The 18657-nt window shown below is 28.2% G+C and carries 14 protein-coding genes; 1 reads left to right on the top strand and 13 read right to left on the bottom strand.

Annotated elements, in window-relative coordinates; translation table 11 throughout:
* The first annotated feature begins 85 nt into the window (after positions 1 to 85).
* Positions 86 to 1027 carry an IS982 family transposase gene (locus tag BN7997_RS05165; RefSeq protein WP_071119797.1) on the top strand — a complete coding sequence of 314 codons (942 nt, stop codon included), beginning with the start codon at positions 86 to 88 and terminating at the stop codon, positions 1025 to 1027.
* On the opposite strand, the gene BN7997_RS05160 is transcribed toward BN7997_RS05165, so the two are convergent.
* The 13 genes from BN7997_RS05160 to BN7997_RS05100 all read right to left on the bottom strand — a co-directional run bounded on the left by BN7997_RS05160 (position 1024) and on the right by BN7997_RS05100 (position 18545).
* Positions 1024 to 1986 (bottom strand): DUF523 and DUF1722 domain-containing protein, encoded by a 963-nt coding sequence (locus BN7997_RS05160; protein ID WP_071119796.1) that lies wholly within the window; start codon positions 1984 to 1986, stop codon positions 1024 to 1026. The two genes, BN7997_RS05165 and BN7997_RS05160, sit on opposite strands and share 4 nt — an antisense overlap.
* A gap of 114 nt (positions 1987 to 2100) precedes the next feature.
* A complete protein-coding gene (rny, locus tag BN7997_RS05155) occupies positions 2101 to 3639 on the bottom strand; it encodes a ribonuclease Y (protein WP_071121361.1) in 1539 nt (512 codons plus the stop codon).
* A gap of 249 nt (positions 3640 to 3888) precedes the next feature.
* Positions 3889 to 4935: a recombinase RecA gene (gene recA, locus BN7997_RS05150; protein ID WP_071119795.1), complete on the bottom strand. Its 1047-nt coding sequence runs from the start codon at positions 4933 to 4935 to the stop codon at positions 3889 to 3891.
* A 486-nt stretch (positions 4936 to 5421) separates the two neighbouring features.
* On the bottom strand, positions 5422 to 5964 hold the full coding sequence (gene pgsA, locus BN7997_RS05145) for a CDP-diacylglycerol--glycerol-3-phosphate 3-phosphatidyltransferase (RefSeq protein ID WP_071119794.1): 543 nt from the start codon (positions 5962 to 5964) through the stop codon (positions 5422 to 5424).
* Positions 5951 to 7285, bottom strand: coding sequence for a 30S ribosomal protein S12 methylthiotransferase RimO (gene rimO, locus BN7997_RS05140; protein ID WP_071119793.1), 1335 nt, complete (start codon positions 7283 to 7285; stop codon positions 5951 to 5953). Before rimO ends, pgsA begins: the two co-directional genes overlap by 14 nt.
* Complete coding sequence (gene mnmH, locus BN7997_RS05135; protein WP_071119792.1) at positions 7279 to 8337, bottom strand: tRNA 2-selenouridine(34) synthase MnmH; 1059 nt, start codon at positions 8335 to 8337, stop codon at positions 7279 to 7281. Before mnmH ends, rimO begins: the two co-directional genes overlap by 7 nt.
* A 3-nt stretch (positions 8338 to 8340) precedes the next feature.
* Complete coding sequence (locus tag BN7997_RS05130; protein ID WP_071119791.1) at positions 8341 to 10731, bottom strand: FtsK/SpoIIIE family DNA translocase; 2391 nt, start codon at positions 10729 to 10731, stop codon at positions 8341 to 8343.
* Positions 10732 to 10867: 136 nt separating this feature from the next.
* The gene (locus tag BN7997_RS05125) at positions 10868 to 11641 is read right to left on the bottom strand and encodes a ClpP family protease (RefSeq protein ID WP_083335012.1); all 774 of its coding nucleotides are present in this window, start codon (positions 11639 to 11641) and stop codon (positions 10868 to 10870) included.
* A gap of 129 nt (positions 11642 to 11770) precedes the next feature.
* Positions 11771 to 12016, bottom strand: a complete 246-nt coding sequence (locus BN7997_RS05120) for a YlmC/YmxH family sporulation protein (protein WP_071119790.1) — start codon at positions 12014 to 12016, stop codon at positions 11771 to 11773.
* Positions 12017 to 12036: 20 nt separating this feature from the next.
* Positions 12037 to 13278, bottom strand: coding sequence for a M16 family metallopeptidase (locus tag BN7997_RS05115; RefSeq protein ID WP_071119789.1), 1242 nt, complete (start codon positions 13276 to 13278; stop codon positions 12037 to 12039).
* Between the two features lie 115 nt (positions 13279 to 13393).
* Positions 13394 to 14134, bottom strand: coding sequence for a polysaccharide deacetylase family protein (locus BN7997_RS05110; RefSeq protein WP_071119788.1), 741 nt, complete (start codon positions 14132 to 14134; stop codon positions 13394 to 13396).
* A gap of 351 nt (positions 14135 to 14485) precedes the next feature.
* Positions 14486 to 16318, bottom strand: coding sequence for an asparagine synthase (glutamine-hydrolyzing) (asnB, locus tag BN7997_RS05105; RefSeq protein WP_071119787.1), 1833 nt, complete (start codon positions 16316 to 16318; stop codon positions 14486 to 14488).
* Between the two features lie 112 nt (positions 16319 to 16430).
* Positions 16431 to 18545, bottom strand: coding sequence for a polyribonucleotide nucleotidyltransferase (locus BN7997_RS05100; protein ID WP_071119786.1), 2115 nt, complete (start codon positions 18543 to 18545; stop codon positions 16431 to 16433).
* Positions 18546 to 18657: the final 112 nt, after the last annotated feature.

Below are 18657 nucleotides of genomic sequence, written 5' to 3'. Positions count from 1 at the left end.
TTGTGCTAGTTAAATTTTACAATAATAAAACTCCAACAAATATAGTACCCTAAGATTATCACCAATCTAAAGGAGGGTTACTACAATGTTGGAGCTTAATAATTATTATATCCAGAAAGTAGAAAATTTAACGGATTTATTTACTATAATTTTTACAATAGTCGATGATATATATAATGATATCATACCTATAAGTATTAGAAATAGACGTAATATCAAAGATAGCAAACTTTGCGATAGCGAAATAATAACTATAAGTATAGTTGGTGAACTTCTAACTATAGATTCAGAAAAAGCATTTTTCAGCTTATTGAGTAGAGAATATTCAAAACTATTTCCAAAGTTAGGAGATAGAACTAGATTTAATAGGACAAAACGAAATTTACATTCTGTAATTAATGAAATAAGAGAGTATATTTCATTGTATATTCAATCTTATTCGAATAATATAAGAGTTATAGATAGTATGCCGATTCCAGTTTGTGAGTTTGGCAGGGCACATTTCAGTAAATGTTTTAAAGGCGAAGCCTCTTATGGAGTATGTCCATCAAAAAAACAAACCTATTTTGGATTTAAGTTTCACGCACTTACTACAGTAGATGGTTTCTTAACTGACTATGTTATAACACCTGCAAATGTTGATGATAGAAATGCAGTATGGGATTTATGTGCCAAATATAATTCAATTTCTATTATAGGAGATAAAGGTTACATTAACAAAAGGCTAACGCTTGAGTTAAAAACTGAAAAAGATATAAATTTACTATTTTTAAAAAGAGGAAATAGTAAAGATAACTATCCAAAACAAATAAGACAATTAATATTTAAAGTTAGAAGGAGAATAGAAACTAGCTTTTCTCAATTAACAGAACAATTAAACCTAAATAAAGTAAAAAGTAAATCAATGCTTGGATTTATAACAAGAATATCAATAAAAGTATTAGGACATAATATTTCATTTCTAATAAATAAATTGATAGGAAATTATGATTCTATAGCTAAAATAAAAAGTCTAGTATTTGGTTAAATTTTACAAATACTAGACTTGTGGGATATTATTTTTTTGTTAAAATTAATTAACTTTATTTGGAAAATATTTTGAACTAGCACAATAGATTGATTTAATATATCTTTATCTTTGAATCTAGTTGCATACATTTTTATAACAACTTCAAGTGTACTAGATGGTATTCTTTGATTTTCATAAGATTCAATTAATCCATTAAACATATTTATTTCTTCTTCATTTAACATATTTTTATACTTTTCAAATACTTTTATTATAATAGATAATTTATTCTCTTTTTTTCTTTGATTAGAAACTATATTTAATACTTTTTCTTTATATTGATGTACTTGATCTTCCATTCTATTTTCATTTAATATATCACTTACTTCATTTGTTGACTCTTCATCATAAGATTTAAGTAATAACAAATTATTTTTGTGAAATTCTATTATATTTTTATTATTTTTTAAATTATTAATAAAAAAAATCCTAGTAAAGAAATTATCTCTAATATTGTAATTTTTAAGTCGTCCTTCATTTTCTATAGGCAAATAATCATATTTATCAATTATTTTTTGCGAAAAAAAACCATTTTCATTGCTTCTTATACTACATTTATTTCCACGGTAATATACTTTAGCATCTTTAAGTCCACAAGTAGGAGATCTACTTTTTAATATAAATCCATCTATATCATCTAAACCATTTATAAATTCTTCAGAAAACTCAGTCATTTGATTTGTATAATCATTTTTCGAATTATAATCTATCAATCTATATTCTTCATTCTCCTTATTCATTTCTATTCTTATAGGTTCCCTTGGTATTGATAAACCTATAGCCAGTTCAGGACACACAGTTTGTATATCTACATAATCTTTTAAAGATTGAATAACCTTATCATTGTATCCTTGACCATCATATCTACATTTCGTACCATATAAACATTCACTAACTACAATTTTAGGCTTTCTCATAAACTAACTTCACTCCATGCTTTTTTTACCTATATTTTTATCTATAATTTTATATAATATTAATTATTTTTTACCATAATAAAAAAAGAGAGGTATTTATCCTCTCTTTTTTTATTACTTAGCATATTCTATTGCTCTAGTTTCTCTTATTATACTAACCTTTATTTGTCCTGGGTATTCTAGTTCATCTTCTATTCTCTTAGTCATATCCCTAGCTAATAAATGAATATCTTCATCACTAACATTTTCAGGTTTAACCATTATTCTTATTTCTCTACCTGCTTGTATGGCAAAAGATTTATCTACACCCTCATATGAGTTGGCTATTTCTTCTAACTTTTCTAATCTTCTAATATAAGCCTCTAGAGTTTCTCTTCTAGCCCCTGGTCTTGCTGCTGATATAGCATCTGCTGCAGTTACAAGCACAGCTTCTATAGTCTGCGGTTCATAATCACCATGATGCGTACTCATTGCATGTATAACTTCTTTAGATTCCTTATATCTCTTAAGTAAGTCCATACCTATCTCAACATGAGTTCCTTCCATTTCATGGTCTACTGCTTTCCCTATATCATGTAAAAGACCAGCTCTTTTTGCAAGTCTAATATCAGCGCCTATTTCTGCTGCCATTATACCAGCTATATGAGCAACTTCTATAGAATGCTTAAGTACATTTTGTCCATAACTTGTTCTATAGTTAAGTCTTCCTAGTAATTTAACTAACTCTGGATGAAGTCCATGAACACCTGTTTCAAAGGCCGCTTGTTCTCCGTATTCTTTTATTATATTCTCTACTTCTTTTCTAGCCTTATCAACCATTTCTTCAATTCTAGCAGGGTGTATTCTACCATCCGCTATTAATTTTTCAAGTGCTATTCTAGCAACTTCTCTTCTTATAGGATCAAACCCTGATAATATTACAGCTTCAGGAGTATCATCTATTATCAAATCTATTCCTGTTAATGTTTCTAATGTTCTTATATTTCTACCTTCTCTACCTATAATTCTACCCTTCATTTCATCATTAGGTAAATTTACAACAGTAACAGTAGTTTCAGCAACATGGTCTGCTGCACATTTTTGTATAGCATACCCTATTATTTCCCTTGATTTCTTCTCTGCTTCTTCCTTAGCTTGAGACTCTATTTCCTTTATCATTATAGACATTTCTCTTCTAACGTCTCTTTCAGCATTAGTTAATATTATTTCTTTTGCCTTATCAGATGTTATTCCTGATATACTCTCTAATTTTTCTAATTGCTGGGTTTTTATAGCCTCAATCTCTTCTTCTTTTTTAGCTACATTCTTTAACTTGTCCCCTAGGCTTGTTTCCTTTTGTTCTAAGTTTTGTAACTTTTTGTCTAATATTTCTTCTTTTTGTATAACTCTTCTTTCAAATTTTTGTAAGTCAGATCTTCTTTCCTTATTTTCTCTTTCAGATTCAGTTCTTAACTTATGAATTTCCTCTTGTGCTTCTAATAACTTCTCTTTGTGTATTCTTTTTGAGTCGTCTTCTGCTTGTTTTATTATTCTATCAGCTTCGCTGTTAGCTTGGCCAATTTTTGACTCATATATATTTTTTCTCACAAAATAACCAGCAATAATACCTACTGCTATCCCTAATAAAATACTTATTATATCTATGACACCCACCTCCTTTGATAATAATCCCAAAATTACATTTTAAGAGTCTAAATAATTTTATAATTCAATTAAAACTATAGCATATAGAAAAAATACAATCATTACTTCTAAGATATATATTGTAATGTCGATAAAATCCTCTATTTGTAACATTTAAGAGTATTTTATTTAAAAATCATATTTAGATACTATGTCCTTAATTAATTTTATAATTTTTTCTATCGCATGTCAAGTTAATAGGAGGTGTGTATTATTTTATTATTCCAAATTTAATAATGTGTCGTCTTCTTCTTGAGCATTTTCTCTAGTTTCATCTAATTTATAGTAATGTCTAACTTTTTCGTCTATTTCCTTTATTAAATCTGGATTATCTTGTAGGAACTTTTTAACATTTTCTCTACCTTGTCCAAGTTTAGTATCATTGTAACTATACCAAGCTCCTGACTTTTTAACTATATCTATATCTGACGCTATATCTAATAAATCACCAACTTTAGATATACCTTCTCCATACATTATATCAAATTCAGCTTGTTTAAATGGTGGAGCCACTTTATTTTTAACAACCTTAACTCTTGTTCTACTTCCTAATACCTTATCCCCTTGCTTTATAGTATCTATTTTTCTAACATCTAATCTTACTGATGAGTAGAACTTTAGAGCACGTCCTCCCGTTGTTGTCTCAGGATTACCAAACATTATTCCAACCTTTTCTCTTAATTGGTTTATGAATATTGCAACACAGTTAGATTTTTTTATAGATCCTGTTAATTTTCTAAGTGCTTGAGACATAAGTCTAGCTTGTAAACCAACGTGAGAATCTCCCATATCTCCTTCTATTTCTGCTCTTGGAACAAGTGCTGCAACTGAGTCAACTACAATTATATCTATAGCCCCACTTCTTATAAGTGCTTCTGCTATTTCTAGTGCTTGTTCTCCTGTATCTGGTTGAGATATTATTAAGTTATCTATGTCTACGCCTAACGCCTTTGCATACACTGGGTCAAGTGCATGTTCCGCATCTATAAACGCTGCTATTCCACCTTGCTTTTGCGCTTCTGCTACTGTATGAAGTGCAACTGTTGTTTTACCTGAAGATTCTGGCCCATATACTTCTATTATTCTTCCTTTTGGAAGTCCACCTATACCAACTGCTATATCAAGACCTATTGATCCTGTTGATATAACATCAATTGCCATTGATGTAGCTTCCCCAAGCTTCATTACTGATCCTTTACCAAACTCTTTTTCTATTTTACCTAATGCTTGATTAAGTGCATTTAGTTTTTCTTGCTCTATACTCATCTATATCATTCCTTTCATTTCTACAAATACCAAACATTCGTTCTATTTTATATAACTATTATATAGCATAAAATAATCTCCGTCAATTACAAAATTCACTTCATCCTCATTAATAATAATATATATTTCTCTCACTTTAATTAATATTTAGGAAAACTAATATCTTTTATATTAATTGTATATAATTTATTTTATATTTAGTTATATATGAAATATAGGTTTCTATTTATAGGCTATAGTTTTAATATATAAAATTAGAATTTGTTTTCAGTAAGATTTTACCATACTTATTTTATTTATAAACCTTTATTTGTATTTTTATACAAGTTTTATTTATAATATCTTCCTAATTTAAGATAGGCTTTTTTATTCTAACCAAATTTAATAAAAAATACATAAACAGTAAAACTTTTAATTTATAAAATATAAAGGAGCTATACTAAGAAATTAACTCTAATAGTTAGTCTTAATAATAGCTCCTTTTAATTATTTACTTTCCATAAATAAGTTTTTATTTTTATATAAATATTCCCATCCAGAATATAAAGTAAGCAATGTAGCTATTAATATGGTTATATTCCCTATAGATAGTAATATATTACTTCCAAACTGAGCGCCTAAAAGTAAAAGTGGTATTGCTATCATTTGGCTTATTGTCTTTAATTTACCACCACCACTTGCTGCTATTACTTTTCCATCAGCAGCAGCTATTGCTCTTAGTATACTTACTGTAAGTTCTCTAGCAACAATTATAATTACCATCCAACTAGATACTAAATCTACTTCTATCATACATATAAGTGCTGATATAACCAGCAACTTATCTGCTAATGGATCCATAAATTTTCCAAAATCAGTAATTAAATTATGCTTTCTAGCTATATGTCCATCCATTGCATCTGTTATAGATGCTACTATAAATATTACACATGCTATTAAGTATTTACTTGGTATATTAAATAACATAACAAGTATAAATACTGGTATTAAAAATATCCTAAATAAAGTTAGTTTATTAGGCAAGTTCATTAACTATATCCCCCATTAAATCATATTCTAATGCACTAGTTATTTTTACATTTACGAAGTCACCTATGTTTAACTTTTTATCAGATTTAACATATACTATACTGTCTATTTCCTCTGCATCTCCTTGAGTTCTTCCTATATATACTTTGTCTTCTATTTGTTCTTCTACTAAAACTTCATATATATTTCCTACTTTTGCAGCATTTAGTTCTTCTGATATACTTTGTTGAACTAACATTAAAGCATCTCTTCTTTCATCTTTAACATCTTGCTCTAAGTGGTTTGGAAGTTTATCAGCTGGTGTATCTTCTTCTCTTGAATAAGAGAATGCTCCAAGTCTATCAAACTTAGCTACTTTAACAAATTCTACTAATTCATTAAAATCTTCTTCAGTTTCACCTGGGAATCCTACTATTATTGTAGTTCTTAATGTTGCATCTGGTATATGCTTTCTTATCATATTTATAGTTGATAGTATATTTTCTTTTGTAGTATGTCTATTCATTAACTTTAATATTTTATTGCTTGCATGTTGTATTGGCATATCAAAGTAATTACATATATTATCATATTTTTTAATAACTTTAACTAATTCTTCAGTTATTGATTCTGGATATGAATACATTATTCTTATCCATTTTATACCTTCTATTTGTGCAAGTTCTTCTAATAATTCTGGAAGCATTTCTTTACCATATAAGTCACAACCATATTTTGTTGTATCTTGCGCTATAACAACTAACTCTTTAACACCTTTTGCTGCTAAATCCTTAGCTTCTGATATTATATCTTCCATTTTTCTACTTCTGTATTTACCTCTTAATTTAGGTATTATACAATAAGTACATTTATTATCGCATCCTTCTCCTATTTTTAAATAAGCCATATAATCTGGAGTCGATACATATCTTGGTAAATCTTCATTATACGCAAAGTCTATGTCATTTAAGCTTACTATATGATTTTCTTTTTCAAGGTTAGCTATGATTTCATCTATTTGTTGATAACTTCCTGTTCCTACTATTGCATCTATTTCTGGTATTTCTGTTTTTAATTCTTCAGCATATCTTTGTGCTAAACATCCTGTAACTATAAGTAATTTTAAATTAGCAGTTTCTTTTAATTGTGCTAATTCTAATATAGTTTGTATAGATTCTTGTTTTGCAGATTCTATAAATCCACAAGTATTTACTAATATTATATCTGCTTCCTCAAAATCTCCTACTAATTTGTATCCTTTTTTGTTAAGTATTCCCATCATTATTTCTGCATCTACTAAGTTTTTAGAACATCCTAATGATTCTAGTGCTATTTTTAACATTTTATTGCTCCTTCCATTGCTGATTTATGAAATTTTATAACTTCTTCTACTGCGACGTCAACATTATCAAAGTTTATAACTTCGTTATATTTATATTTATCAACCGAATGCATATATAATGGATCATAATACTTTACTAAGTATTTTTCTACTAGTTCCTCGTATTTTCCTTCTTCTAATAAATTAATATATTCATCAACTTTATTATGTCCAAGTCTTTTTCTAAATTTATTTATACAATCTTTTAATACTTCTAAATTATTTTCATCTTTATTGTATACATAATCTCTACAAAGTCTTTTTACTCTATTTTCTAAGCTACATTCAAGAAGTATATGATATCCATCTCTAACTATAGCATCATAAATATTATTTGGTATTAGTACATGTCCTACTCTTTTACTTTCACTTTCTATGAATATATAATCACTATTTGAGAAAAATATTTTTTCAAATATTTTTGATTCAAATTTTTTCTGAGTTGGTGGTTTTTTATCATGCGTTATAAAACCAAATGTAGATCCACTATTTTTAGCGATTCCTTCCAAATCTATATTGTCCACATTTTTTTCATCTAGTATATTTAATAAGTCAGTTTTCCCAACTCCTGTTAATCCATGAACAACTATAAAGTTTTTAACATTCATTATGTTATCTAAATATTCTAATACATAATTTCTATATGCCTTATATCCACCTTCAAGTTTATATATGCTCATTCCTAGAGAGGCAAATAGGTTACATACAGATCCACTTCTCATTCCGCCTCTAGCACAATATATTACTATATTATCATATTCACTTGCAAGGCTTGTGACTTGTATATACATATCTTTTAACTTATATCCTACAAAGTCAAACCCTTTTTGAATAGCTTCATTTTTCCCTTGCATTTTATATATTGTTCCTACTTCACAATGTTCATGATCTTTAAATAAAGGCATATTAAATGCATCTAATATATGATCTTCTTTGTACTCAGATTCAGTTCTAACATCTATAAATATACAATTTTTTAATTTTAATGCATCTTCTATCTTTATTGTCTTCAAATTTTATTCACCTTCTAAATTTTGTAAATCTTGTTTGCTCATTAATACTTTTCTAGGTTTACTTCCTTCATTAGGTCCTACTATACCTCTTTCTTCCATAGAATCTATAAGTCTTGCAGCTCTATTAAATCCAATCTTAAACTTTCTTTGAAGCATAGATGCAGAACCCTGACCACTTTCTACAACAAATTCAATAGCTTCACTTAAAAGATCATCTTCATCACTTGACTTTTCCATATTAACCTTAGATATTGTATCCATTATATTTTCTTCATATTTTACTTCTTCTTTAACTTGTGATTTAACAAAGTCTATAACATTTTGTGATTCATTTTCTGATATAAATGCCCCTTGAAGTCTAACTGGCTTTGATGCACCTAGTGGATAGAATAACATATCACCTTTTCCAAGTAGCTTTTCAGCTCCACCCATATCAAGTATTGTTCTAGAGTCTGTTTGTGATGAAACAGCAAATGCAATTCTTGAAGGTATATTAGCTTTTATAACACCTGTTATAACATCTACTGATGGCCTTTGAGTTGCTACTATTAAATGCATACCTGCAGCTCTTGCCATTTGTGCCAATCTACATATATAATCTTCCACATCATTAGCACTTGCCATCATAAGGTCAGCAAGCTCGTCTATTATTATAACTATCTTTGGAAGTTTTTCTTCACATTTTTCATTGTAACTTGTAATATCTTTTACTCCATTTTCAGCGAACATCTTATATCTCTTATTCATTTCTACAACTGCCCAGTTAAGTGCATTAGCAGCTTTTTTAGGATCTGTTACAACTGGTATTAATAAATGAGGTATTCCATTATAATTTGCAAGTTCAACAACCTTAGGGTCTATTAAAAGTAACTTAACTTCATCTGGTCTTGCCTTGTATAGTATACTACTTATCAATGTATTTACGCAAACACTCTTACCAGAACCTGTTGATCCTGCTATAAGTAAATGTGGCATTTTACCTATATCACCTATAACTGGCTTTCCACTTATGTCTTTTCCAAGTGCCATAGCAAGTGGAGAGTCAAACTTCTTAAATTCTTCACTTTCAAATACTTCTCTAAGCCCAACCATTAAAGGCGTTTCATTTGGAACCTCTATACCTATAGCACTTTTACCTGGTATAGGAGCTTCCATCCTTATACTTCTAGCAGCTAAACTTAATGCTATATCATCTGTTAAGTTTACTATTTTGCTTACCTTCACACCTGGACTTGGCTGTATTTCATATCTTGTTATAGTAGGTCCTACTGTAACTTGATTTACTTTAGCTTCAACGCCAAAGTCTGCTAGAGTTTTTTCTAGTAAAGAAGCATTTTTTAACACTTTCTTTTTACTATTATCATCAGCCTTTTTATCTATCTTATTTAATAAATTAACACTCGGTATTTTATAATTATCGTAGTTTGCCTCTTGTTTTATACTTATTGTTTGAGTTTTTTCACTATCATAAGTCTTAGATGTCTTTATTGGCTGTTCTTTGACATCTTCATATACATCATTATTTATATTTTGTTTATTTGTATTTTGAAGTTCTTTTAACACATCAAGTTCTGATGGCATACTTTGAGTACCTTCTAATATTTCTAAATAGTCATCTTCTGCTTTATTAAATCCTACAATTTTTATAGTCTTGTCTTCTATTTCATCATAGTCATCTTCTATAACTTCTTCTTTTTTCTTATCCTTTTTAAATAAGCCTTGTTTTTTAATCACAGTTTCTTCATCAACTTCATCTGTAACCATTTCTATTACAGATTGCTTCACATTGGCCATTCTTTCTTTCATAGTTAAATCACTATTTTTTATTCCTTTTGATTTAGCTTTTATATTTGATACTAAGTCTTTTATAGATATATTAAATACAAACATAATACCAAATATAAGTGCAAATATACTTATTAACCATCCTCCAGTTATACCAAATGCCTGTTTTATATAGTAAGTTATAGTCGTTGCAATCAAACCACTTCCACTACCATCAACACCCATTTGAATCACTGATTTAAACATTTCACTGCTTAGCGGGCTTTCAACTGGAAGAGATCTAGCATTTAATAAACCATAGAATACAAATATAAATGCTATTGTTAAATAATACATTTTAGTATTTTTTATTCTATATATATATTCGTTTCCATCAAAGAAACCAAGTATCCCTGTAGCAACTATTATAAATGGTATAAAAATAGACAGACCTCCAAACAATCCTTTAAAAATAGTCTGCATCATACTTCCTACAAATCCCATAGAGTTGGAATTTAAGCTATACAATAAAAATATACCAATAAATATAGTAACTAAGTTGTGATATTCAGCATTAAATTCTAAATTTTTATTTTTCTTCTTGCTTTTAGTATTTTTCTTCTTGGCCACCCATCTCACCTCTTTTATCATTCTAATTTAATAAATATCTTATATCCTAATCATAGCAAAAAGTGTTAATGCATAAACACTAACACTTTAACTATATTTTTTAATTATATCATATATTCTGTATATTAAACAAATCTTATTTATTATTGCTTTCTTTTATAAGTTCTTTTAACTTATTCATAGCATCTTTTAATCCACCAACTTCATCTATAAGACCACATTCTACAGCTTCTTTTCCTATTAATACACTACCTACATCACTTACTAGATCTTCTTTTGAGTGCATTATTTTTTCAAGTTCTTCTCTTTCTATATTAGATGTTCTTATAATAAATTGAGTTATTCTTTCTTGCATCTTCTTAAAGTACTCAAAAGTTTCGTTAACACCTATAACAAGACCATTGGTTCTTATAGGATGAACTACCATAGTTGCAGTTGGAGCTATAAATGAATAATCTCCTGCAGTAGCAAGTGGTACACCAATGCTATGACTTCCACCTAAAACTAAAGTTACAACTTTTTTTGATATACTATTTATAAGCTCTGCCATAGCAAGACCTGCTTCAACATCTCCACCTACAGTATTAAGTATTATAAGAACCCCTTTTATATCTTCATTTTCTTCTATTGAATATAGCATAGGTATTATATGCTCATATTTAGTCGATTTCTTTTGAGGATTACCTACATAATGTCCCTCTATCTCCCCTATTATAGTTATACATTGTATCTCTTTTTTAGCTTGTTGAGGCATATTAGGTACACCCATTTGTTTTATATTATCTATATCTTCACTTTGACTATCTTTATTTTCATTATCTACTTCTTCACTTTTTAAGTTAGCCTTGCTTTTATTTTTTGAAAACTCTATGTAACTATTAGAATTTATATTATCTTCATAGTATCTCATAAATAAACTCCTCTCAATATATACTTTATAAATATAGTTTTACCAAGTAATAAAAAAAAATTCACTTAGAAGGTTCTTATAAGTTAAACCTATCCAAATGAATTTTAATATAAATCTACTTAATATACTTTAATAAACACCATCATATTCTATTATTATCATATCATTTCCTATTTTTCTAATACTTCTCCATGGTACCTCAAGAACTGACTTATCTTTTTTAATTCCAAAAAATCCTCTTTCTCTAGGTATTAAAAGCGCTAATATCTCACCACTTACTTCATCTAATATAAGGTCACATTCTCCAACTACCCCTAATCTTTCACCCGTTACTAAGTTAACAATTTCCTTTCCTGCTATTTCAGATAAATTCATGTTTATCCCCCCAACTTATTTTATAGTTTATTTTCTTCTACATCTCTTCCTACTATACATACACCTAATTTATCTAAGTTGAAAATTTTATCTATAACTATTTTTACAGTTTCTCTATCTACATTATCTATTGATTTTAGTATATCATCTGTCGATTCCACTTTATTATTTAAAAGTAATGATCTTCCTATAGACATCATTCTACTACTTGTACTTTCAAGACCTAGTATATAACTTCCTTTTAATTGTTCTTTACTTTCCTTTATCTCTTGGTCTGTTAAATAGTATTTTTTCATAATCTTTATTTCTTCTATAATTGACTCATATACTTCTTTTAAATGTTCATTACTCATACTAGCAAATATACCCAATTCTCCACATTTTCTATATAAACTTTGAGAAGAATATATAGAATATACTAGTCCCTTTTCTTCTCTTATTTTTTGGAATAATCTAGAACTTATACTTCCTCCAAATACTGTATTTATAACAGCCAAAGCGTATACTTCTTTATCATTTTCAAGAGGAACTGCTTCTAAGCTCATAGCCAAGTTAACTTGTTCTATATCTTTATTTTTAGTTAAAAAACAACTTTTAAATTCTGCTTTTTTAATATCTACATTAACATCCCTTTTCTTCCAAACTTTAAACTTTTCTTCTATCTTATTTATTATTTCATCAAAGTTAAAGTTACCTGATATAGCTATTACTGAATTATTAGGAACATAATATTTATTGAAATAGTCTAATAGCTTTTCTCTATTTAGTCTGTTTAGTGATTCTTCAGTTCCAATTATATTCATACCTAATGGATCATTTTTATATATATTTTCAGTTAATAAGTCATAAGCTAAATCTTCTGGTGAATCTTCATACATTTTTAGCTCTTCAATTATTACTGATCTTTCCTTATCTAAATCATCTTCATTAAACTTAGAATTTAATATCATATCACTAAGTACATCTATTCCTATATCTATATGAGAATCTAATAGTTTTACATAGTAACATGTACACTCCTTACTCGTAAAAGCATTTATTTGACCACCTAAGTTATCTATTTCACTAGCTATTTGCTTAGATGTTCTATTTCTTGTTCCTTTAAATAGCATATGCTCTATAAAATGTGATACTCCACTTATTTCTTCATCTTCTATTCTAGAACCTGCATTAATCCATGCCCCTAAAGATATAGACTTTACATATGGTATTTCTTCACCTATTATAGTTAGTCCATTTTCTAATACATGTTTTTTATACATAACTTCTCCTCCAAGTTCATTGCATTTATTATATATATTAAGTTCATTAAATCAAATTATCTTTTTATTACATGTATTAAATTATAATTTAGTATATTAACTTAATCAACTTTATTTAAAATATATTACTAAGCATTCCAGGCTTTAAACCTTTATCTCTTATTATCTGTATAATATCATCTAAACATTGAGTAGTTGCATATGTTGGATGCATTAGCACTATACTACCATCTTTTATATCTTTTTTCTTTACTCTTTCTATTATAACCTCTGGTTCTTTTCTATTATTCCAATCTATTGTATCAACATCCCATTTTATACTTGTATATCCAAGTTCATTTGCAGCCTTCATAGTCCCCTCTCCAAACGAACCTGCTGGCGCTTGAAAGAATTTAGTTTCCTCATTTATTATGTCCTCTATTATTTTTTTAGAAGTTTTTATCTGCTCTAAATTTTCTTCATATGAAAGCTTTGCATAATCTAAATGTCTATGACCATGGTTTCCTATTTCATGCCCTTCACTTTTAATTTTTAATAACATTTCTTGGTTCTTTTCTGCCCATCTTCCTGTTACATTGAATGTAATTTTAACATCTTCTTTTTTCAATACATCTAATATTCCTTGTACATACTCAGTTTCCCAACCTAGGTCTACGTTGCAAGTTAATGCAACGTATCCGCTATTTTTTTTTGTACCTTGAGTATATGGAAGATTTGCTTGATCAAATAGCTCAAACGTAGGCTTAGTACCTTTATTTTTCATAAAAAATATTGCACTTGATAATAATGCAACTAATACTAATACCCACATAATGATTTTTTTTAATTTACTTTTGTTAAGTACCATCATTATCATTAAGGTTTCCTCCTATATGTATTATTACTTGTTTATAAATACTATTATCAATTTAGGACAAATATGCAAAAAAAGTAGTGATTACTCACTACTTTTTAAATAAATTTATTTGCTATTTTCCATCTATTTCCTCATCTTTATAAAATCATCGCCTGCACATAAAGATAATATTAAATCAACAATAATTTCAAATATATTTATTATAATATACATACTTAAATCTCCTTAATGTAATATACTTAAATTACATCCTAGATTAACCTAATGTACATTATATAGTTCTTATAATAAATTTTTTTATTATTTAAGGTTTTATCATAAATCAATTTTCTTTTCATGTTATACTATATATTAATATACTATATCTCTATTTTCTATGAATATTTGATGCCATAAACAAAATACATATATAGACCATATTTTTCTTGAATTATCATCATATCCTTGTATATGATTATCTAATAATTTAATTACATAATCTTTATTTATCAAATCATCAACTTGAGCTTCATTTATACTTTGTCTAACAACATCTCCTAAATCTTCCTTTAGCCAAACTCTTATAGGTGTAGGAAATCCTAATTTTTTCTTTTTAACCATATGTTGTGGTATTTCATCTTTAAAAGCTTCTCTTAGAAGTATCTTAGTATTTTTAAAATTAACTTTTTGATTTAAATTTAAATTTTTAGCTACTTCTAATACTTCTTTATCCAAAAATGGAACTCTAAGTTCTATGGATTGAGCCATAGACATTTTATCTGCCTTTTGTAATATATCTCCTTCTAACCATGTGTTGATATCAATATGTTGCATTGTTGTAACATAGTCATAATTATTATTTTTTGCATCACTATATATATTAGCTAATAAATTTTCATGATTATCTACTTTATTATAGAATTTTAGAACTTTTTTTATTTCATTATCATCAAAAATCTTAGCATTTCCAATATATCTTTTTTCTAATGGAGTTGTGGCCCTATATAAATAATTTTTTCCTTTTATATTAGGCATGAGAGTAGAAGCTGTATTTAAAATAGACTTCATACTATTTGGCATATTAAAAATTGGTTTTATACTTTTATATTCTTTATATATATTGTATCCACCAAATAGTTCATCTGCACCTTCACCTGATAAAACTACAGTTACATGTTTTTTTGCTTCTTTAGATAAGAAATAAATACCAACCTGTGATGGGTCTGCAACAGGATCATCTAAATGATATATTACCTTAGGTAAAGCTTTTATATATTCATCTTGGCTAACATTTATAGATATATTTTCAATACCTAATTTATCTGCTGTTTTTTTTGCTACTTCTAATTCATCATACCCATTAACTCCAAATCCAACTGAAAATGACTTTATATTTGGATTTATTTTAGATGCAAGAGAAGCTACTATTGTAGAGTCTATTCCACCTGATAAAAATGTTCCTACTTCTACATTTGCTACCATATGGTGTTTTACAGAACTTGTAACTACATCTTTTATATCTTTAGATGTTATTTTTCTACTTCTTTTTAAATGTATATTATAATATTTTTTCATATCTAGTTTTCCATTTTCCACTGTAAAAAAGTAGCCTGGTGGAACTACTTTTATATTACTTATCATAGTCTCTTCAAGAGGTATATATTGAAAATACATATATTTTTGCAGGCTTGATTTATTTAAATTTACCTCATTTAAAAGTTCAATAATTGCCTTATATTCTGAAGAAAATACTATAAAATCTTTTTCATCTATGTAATAAAATGGCTTTATACCAAAATGATCCCTTGCTCCAAATAATTTACTCTCACTTTTATCATATACTATAAAAGAAAACATACCTCTTAACTTATTTAAACATTCTTCTTTATATTCTGTGTATGATGATAGTAAAACTTCTGTATCACATTTTGTATTAAATTTATATCCATTTTTTATTAGATCATTTCTAAGTTGCTCATGATTATATATTTCACCATTGAAAACTATGGTTTTATCATCTTTCTTTAATGGTTGGCTCCCATTTTCTAAATCCATTATACTTAATCTCTTAAATGCAAATTCAATATTGTCTTCTTTATGTATACCTGTATTATTAGGACCTCTATGATTAATTTTTTCAGCTAATTTTTTTATATCAAATTTTCTATTATTATTCTTATAATATATTGAAACATATCCACACATATATAATCCTCCTATATTACCTATAATTTCACGTTCCATAGGAGCCTATACATATATTAGTAATATTTTTTCTTAAACAAAAAGAAGCCTGATTAGGCTTCTTTAAAATCTATTATTTTTCTTCTTTCTTCTCTACTTTTTCAGGCTTAGGTAATAATACCTTTCTAGATAGATTTACTCTTCCTTTTTCATCTATTTCAGTAACTTTAACTTCTACTTCATCACCTATATTTAATACATCTTCAACTTTAGATACTCTTTCGTGAGCTATATGAGATATATGAAGTAATCCTTCTTTACCTGGAAGTATTTCAACAAATGCACCAAAGTTCATTATTCTTGTAACTTTACCTGTGTAAGTTTGTCCTACTTCAGCTTCAGCTACTATATCATGTATTTTCTTTTGTGCAAGTTTTATCATATCAGCATCTATTCCTGCTATAAATACTTCTCCAGTTTGCTCTATATCTATCTTAACTCCAGTTTCTTCTATTATCTTAGTTATAACTTTTCCACCAGGTCCTATAACGTCTCTTATCTTATCTGGATTTATGTTCATTGTTATTATTTTAGGAGCATACTTAGATAACTCTGGCTTTGGAGCTGATATTGTTTTTCTCATTTCGTTTAATATATGTATTCTACCAGCTTTAGCTTGAGTTAATGCTTTAGCTAATATTTCTTTATCTATACCAGCTATCTTTATATCCATTTGTATAGCAGTTATACCTTTTTCAGTTCCTGCTACTTTAAAGTCCATATCTCCTAAGTGGTCTTCCATACCTTGTATATCAGAAAGTACTGCTACTTTATCATCATGCTTTATAAGACCCATAGCAATACCTGCTACCATATCTTTTAAAGGTACACCAGCATCAAGTAAAGATAATGTTGAACCACATACACTACCTTGAGATGTAGAACCATTAGAACTTAATACCTCTGATACTACTCTTATTGCATATGGGAATTCTTCTTTTGATGGAAGAACAGGTATTAGTGCTCTTTCAGCAAGTGCTCCATGTCCTATTTCTCTTCTTCCTGGACCTCTTGATGGTCTAGCTTCACCAACACTGTATGCTGGGAAGTTGTAGTGATGCATATATCTCTTACTTTCTTCTTCATCTAATCCATCTAATATTTGAACATCTCCTAATGCTCCAAGTGTTGCTATAGACATTACTTGAGTTTGACCTCTTGTAAATAATCCTGAACCATGAGCTCTAGGTATAAATCCGTTATCACACCATATAGGTCTTATTTCTTCTAAACCTCTATTATCTGGTCTTACATTTTCATGTACTATTAACTTTCTTACTTCTTCTTTTATTATAGCTTGAAGTGTTTCTTCTATATCTACTCCATAATCTTCTAATAACTCTTCGAATTTCTCAAATGTTTCAGCTTTAACAGCATCCATTTTTTCCATTCTTTCAAGTTTTTCTATAGTTTTTACTGCTTCTTTCATTTTATCTGTAGCAAATTCACGAACCGCTTTTTCAACCTCTTCATCAGGTTTAAATAAAACTACTTCCATTTTTTCTTTTCCAACTTCAGCAGTTATTTCTTCTATAAATGCTACAACTTTTTTGATTTCTTCATGAGCAAATAGTATAGCTTCAAGCATTAATGCATCCGGTATTTCTTCTCCACCAGCTTCAACCATCATTATAGCATCTTTAGTTCCTGATACTACTAGGTGAAGAGAACTCTTTTCTCTTTGTTCTGCTGTTGGGTTAACAACAAATGCTCCATCAACTAACCCTATTAAAACCGACCCTGTAGGACCATTAAAAGGTATATCAGATATAGATAAAGCTATAGATGACCCTATCATAGCAACTATATCTGGTGTACAATCTTGGTCTACTGATAAAACTGTAGCAACAACTTGTACATCATTTCTAAATCCTTTTGGGAATAATGGTCTTATAGGTCTATCTATAAGTCTTGATGTTAATATCGCTTTTTCTGAAGGCTTACCTTCTCTCTTTAAAAATCCTCCAGGTATTTTCCCTACTGAATATAGTCTTTCTTCATAATCAACACTTAGAGGGAAGAAGTCTATTCCATCTCTTGGTTTTGCTGATTTTGAAACATTTACCATAACCATAGTTTCCCCGTATCTAATTATGGCGCTTCCGCTAGCAAGTTCTGCTATCTTTCCTATTTCAACCGAAAGCTCTCTTCCTGCTAAATCCATTGTAAATATTTTATGTTCAAACATTAAAGCTTGTACCTCCTCTTTTGCTAAAAAACGCGTTTACTATCCTATGTATTATCTTATCAAAAATACTATATTTTAACAATACAAAAGTAGCTTAGTTACTTATCTTAAT

The sequence above is a fragment of the Romboutsia timonensis genome (assembly GCF_900106845.1).
In the GTDB taxonomy this organism is placed as follows: domain Bacteria; phylum Bacillota; class Clostridia; order Peptostreptococcales; family Peptostreptococcaceae; genus Romboutsia; species Romboutsia timonensis.
This window is presented reverse-complemented; position numbering and strand designations above follow the sequence as displayed.

Excerpts from the sequence above, each read along its gene's own strand:
- BN7997_RS05110 (WP_071119788.1), bottom strand. The coding sequence starts at position 14,134 with ATGATAATGATGGTACTTAACAAAAGTAAATTAAAAAAAATCATTATG.
- BN7997_RS05100 (WP_071119786.1), bottom strand. The coding sequence starts at position 18,545 with ATGTTTGAACATAAAATATTTACAATGGATTTAGCAGGAAGAGAGCTT.
- pgsA (WP_071119794.1), bottom strand. The coding sequence starts at position 5,964 with ATGAACTTGCCTAATAAACTAACTTTATTTAGGATATTTTTAATACCA.
- asnB (WP_071119787.1), bottom strand. The coding sequence starts at position 16,318 with ATGTGTGGATATGTTTCAATATATTATAAGAATAATAATAGAAAATTT.
- BN7997_RS05115 (WP_071119789.1), bottom strand. The coding sequence starts at position 13,278 with ATGTATAAAAAACATGTATTAGAAAATGGACTAACTATAATAGGTGAA.
- rimO (WP_071119793.1), bottom strand. The coding sequence starts at position 7,285 with ATGTTAAAAATAGCACTAGAATCATTAGGATGTTCTAAAAACTTAGTA.
- BN7997_RS05120 (WP_071119790.1), bottom strand. The coding sequence starts at position 12,016 with ATGAATTTATCTGAAATAGCAGGAAAGGAAATTGTTAACTTAGTAACG.
- BN7997_RS05160 (WP_071119796.1), bottom strand. The coding sequence starts at position 1,986 with ATGAGAAAGCCTAAAATTGTAGTTAGTGAATGTTTATATGGTACGAAA.
- recA (WP_071119795.1), bottom strand. The coding sequence starts at position 4,935 with ATGAGTATAGAGCAAGAAAAACTAAATGCACTTAATCAAGCATTAGGT.
- BN7997_RS05165 (WP_071119797.1), top strand. The coding sequence starts at position 86 with ATGTTGGAGCTTAATAATTATTATATCCAGAAAGTAGAAAATTTAACG.
- BN7997_RS05125 (WP_083335012.1), bottom strand. The coding sequence starts at position 11,641 with ATGAGATACTATGAAGATAATATAAATTCTAATAGTTACATAGAGTTT.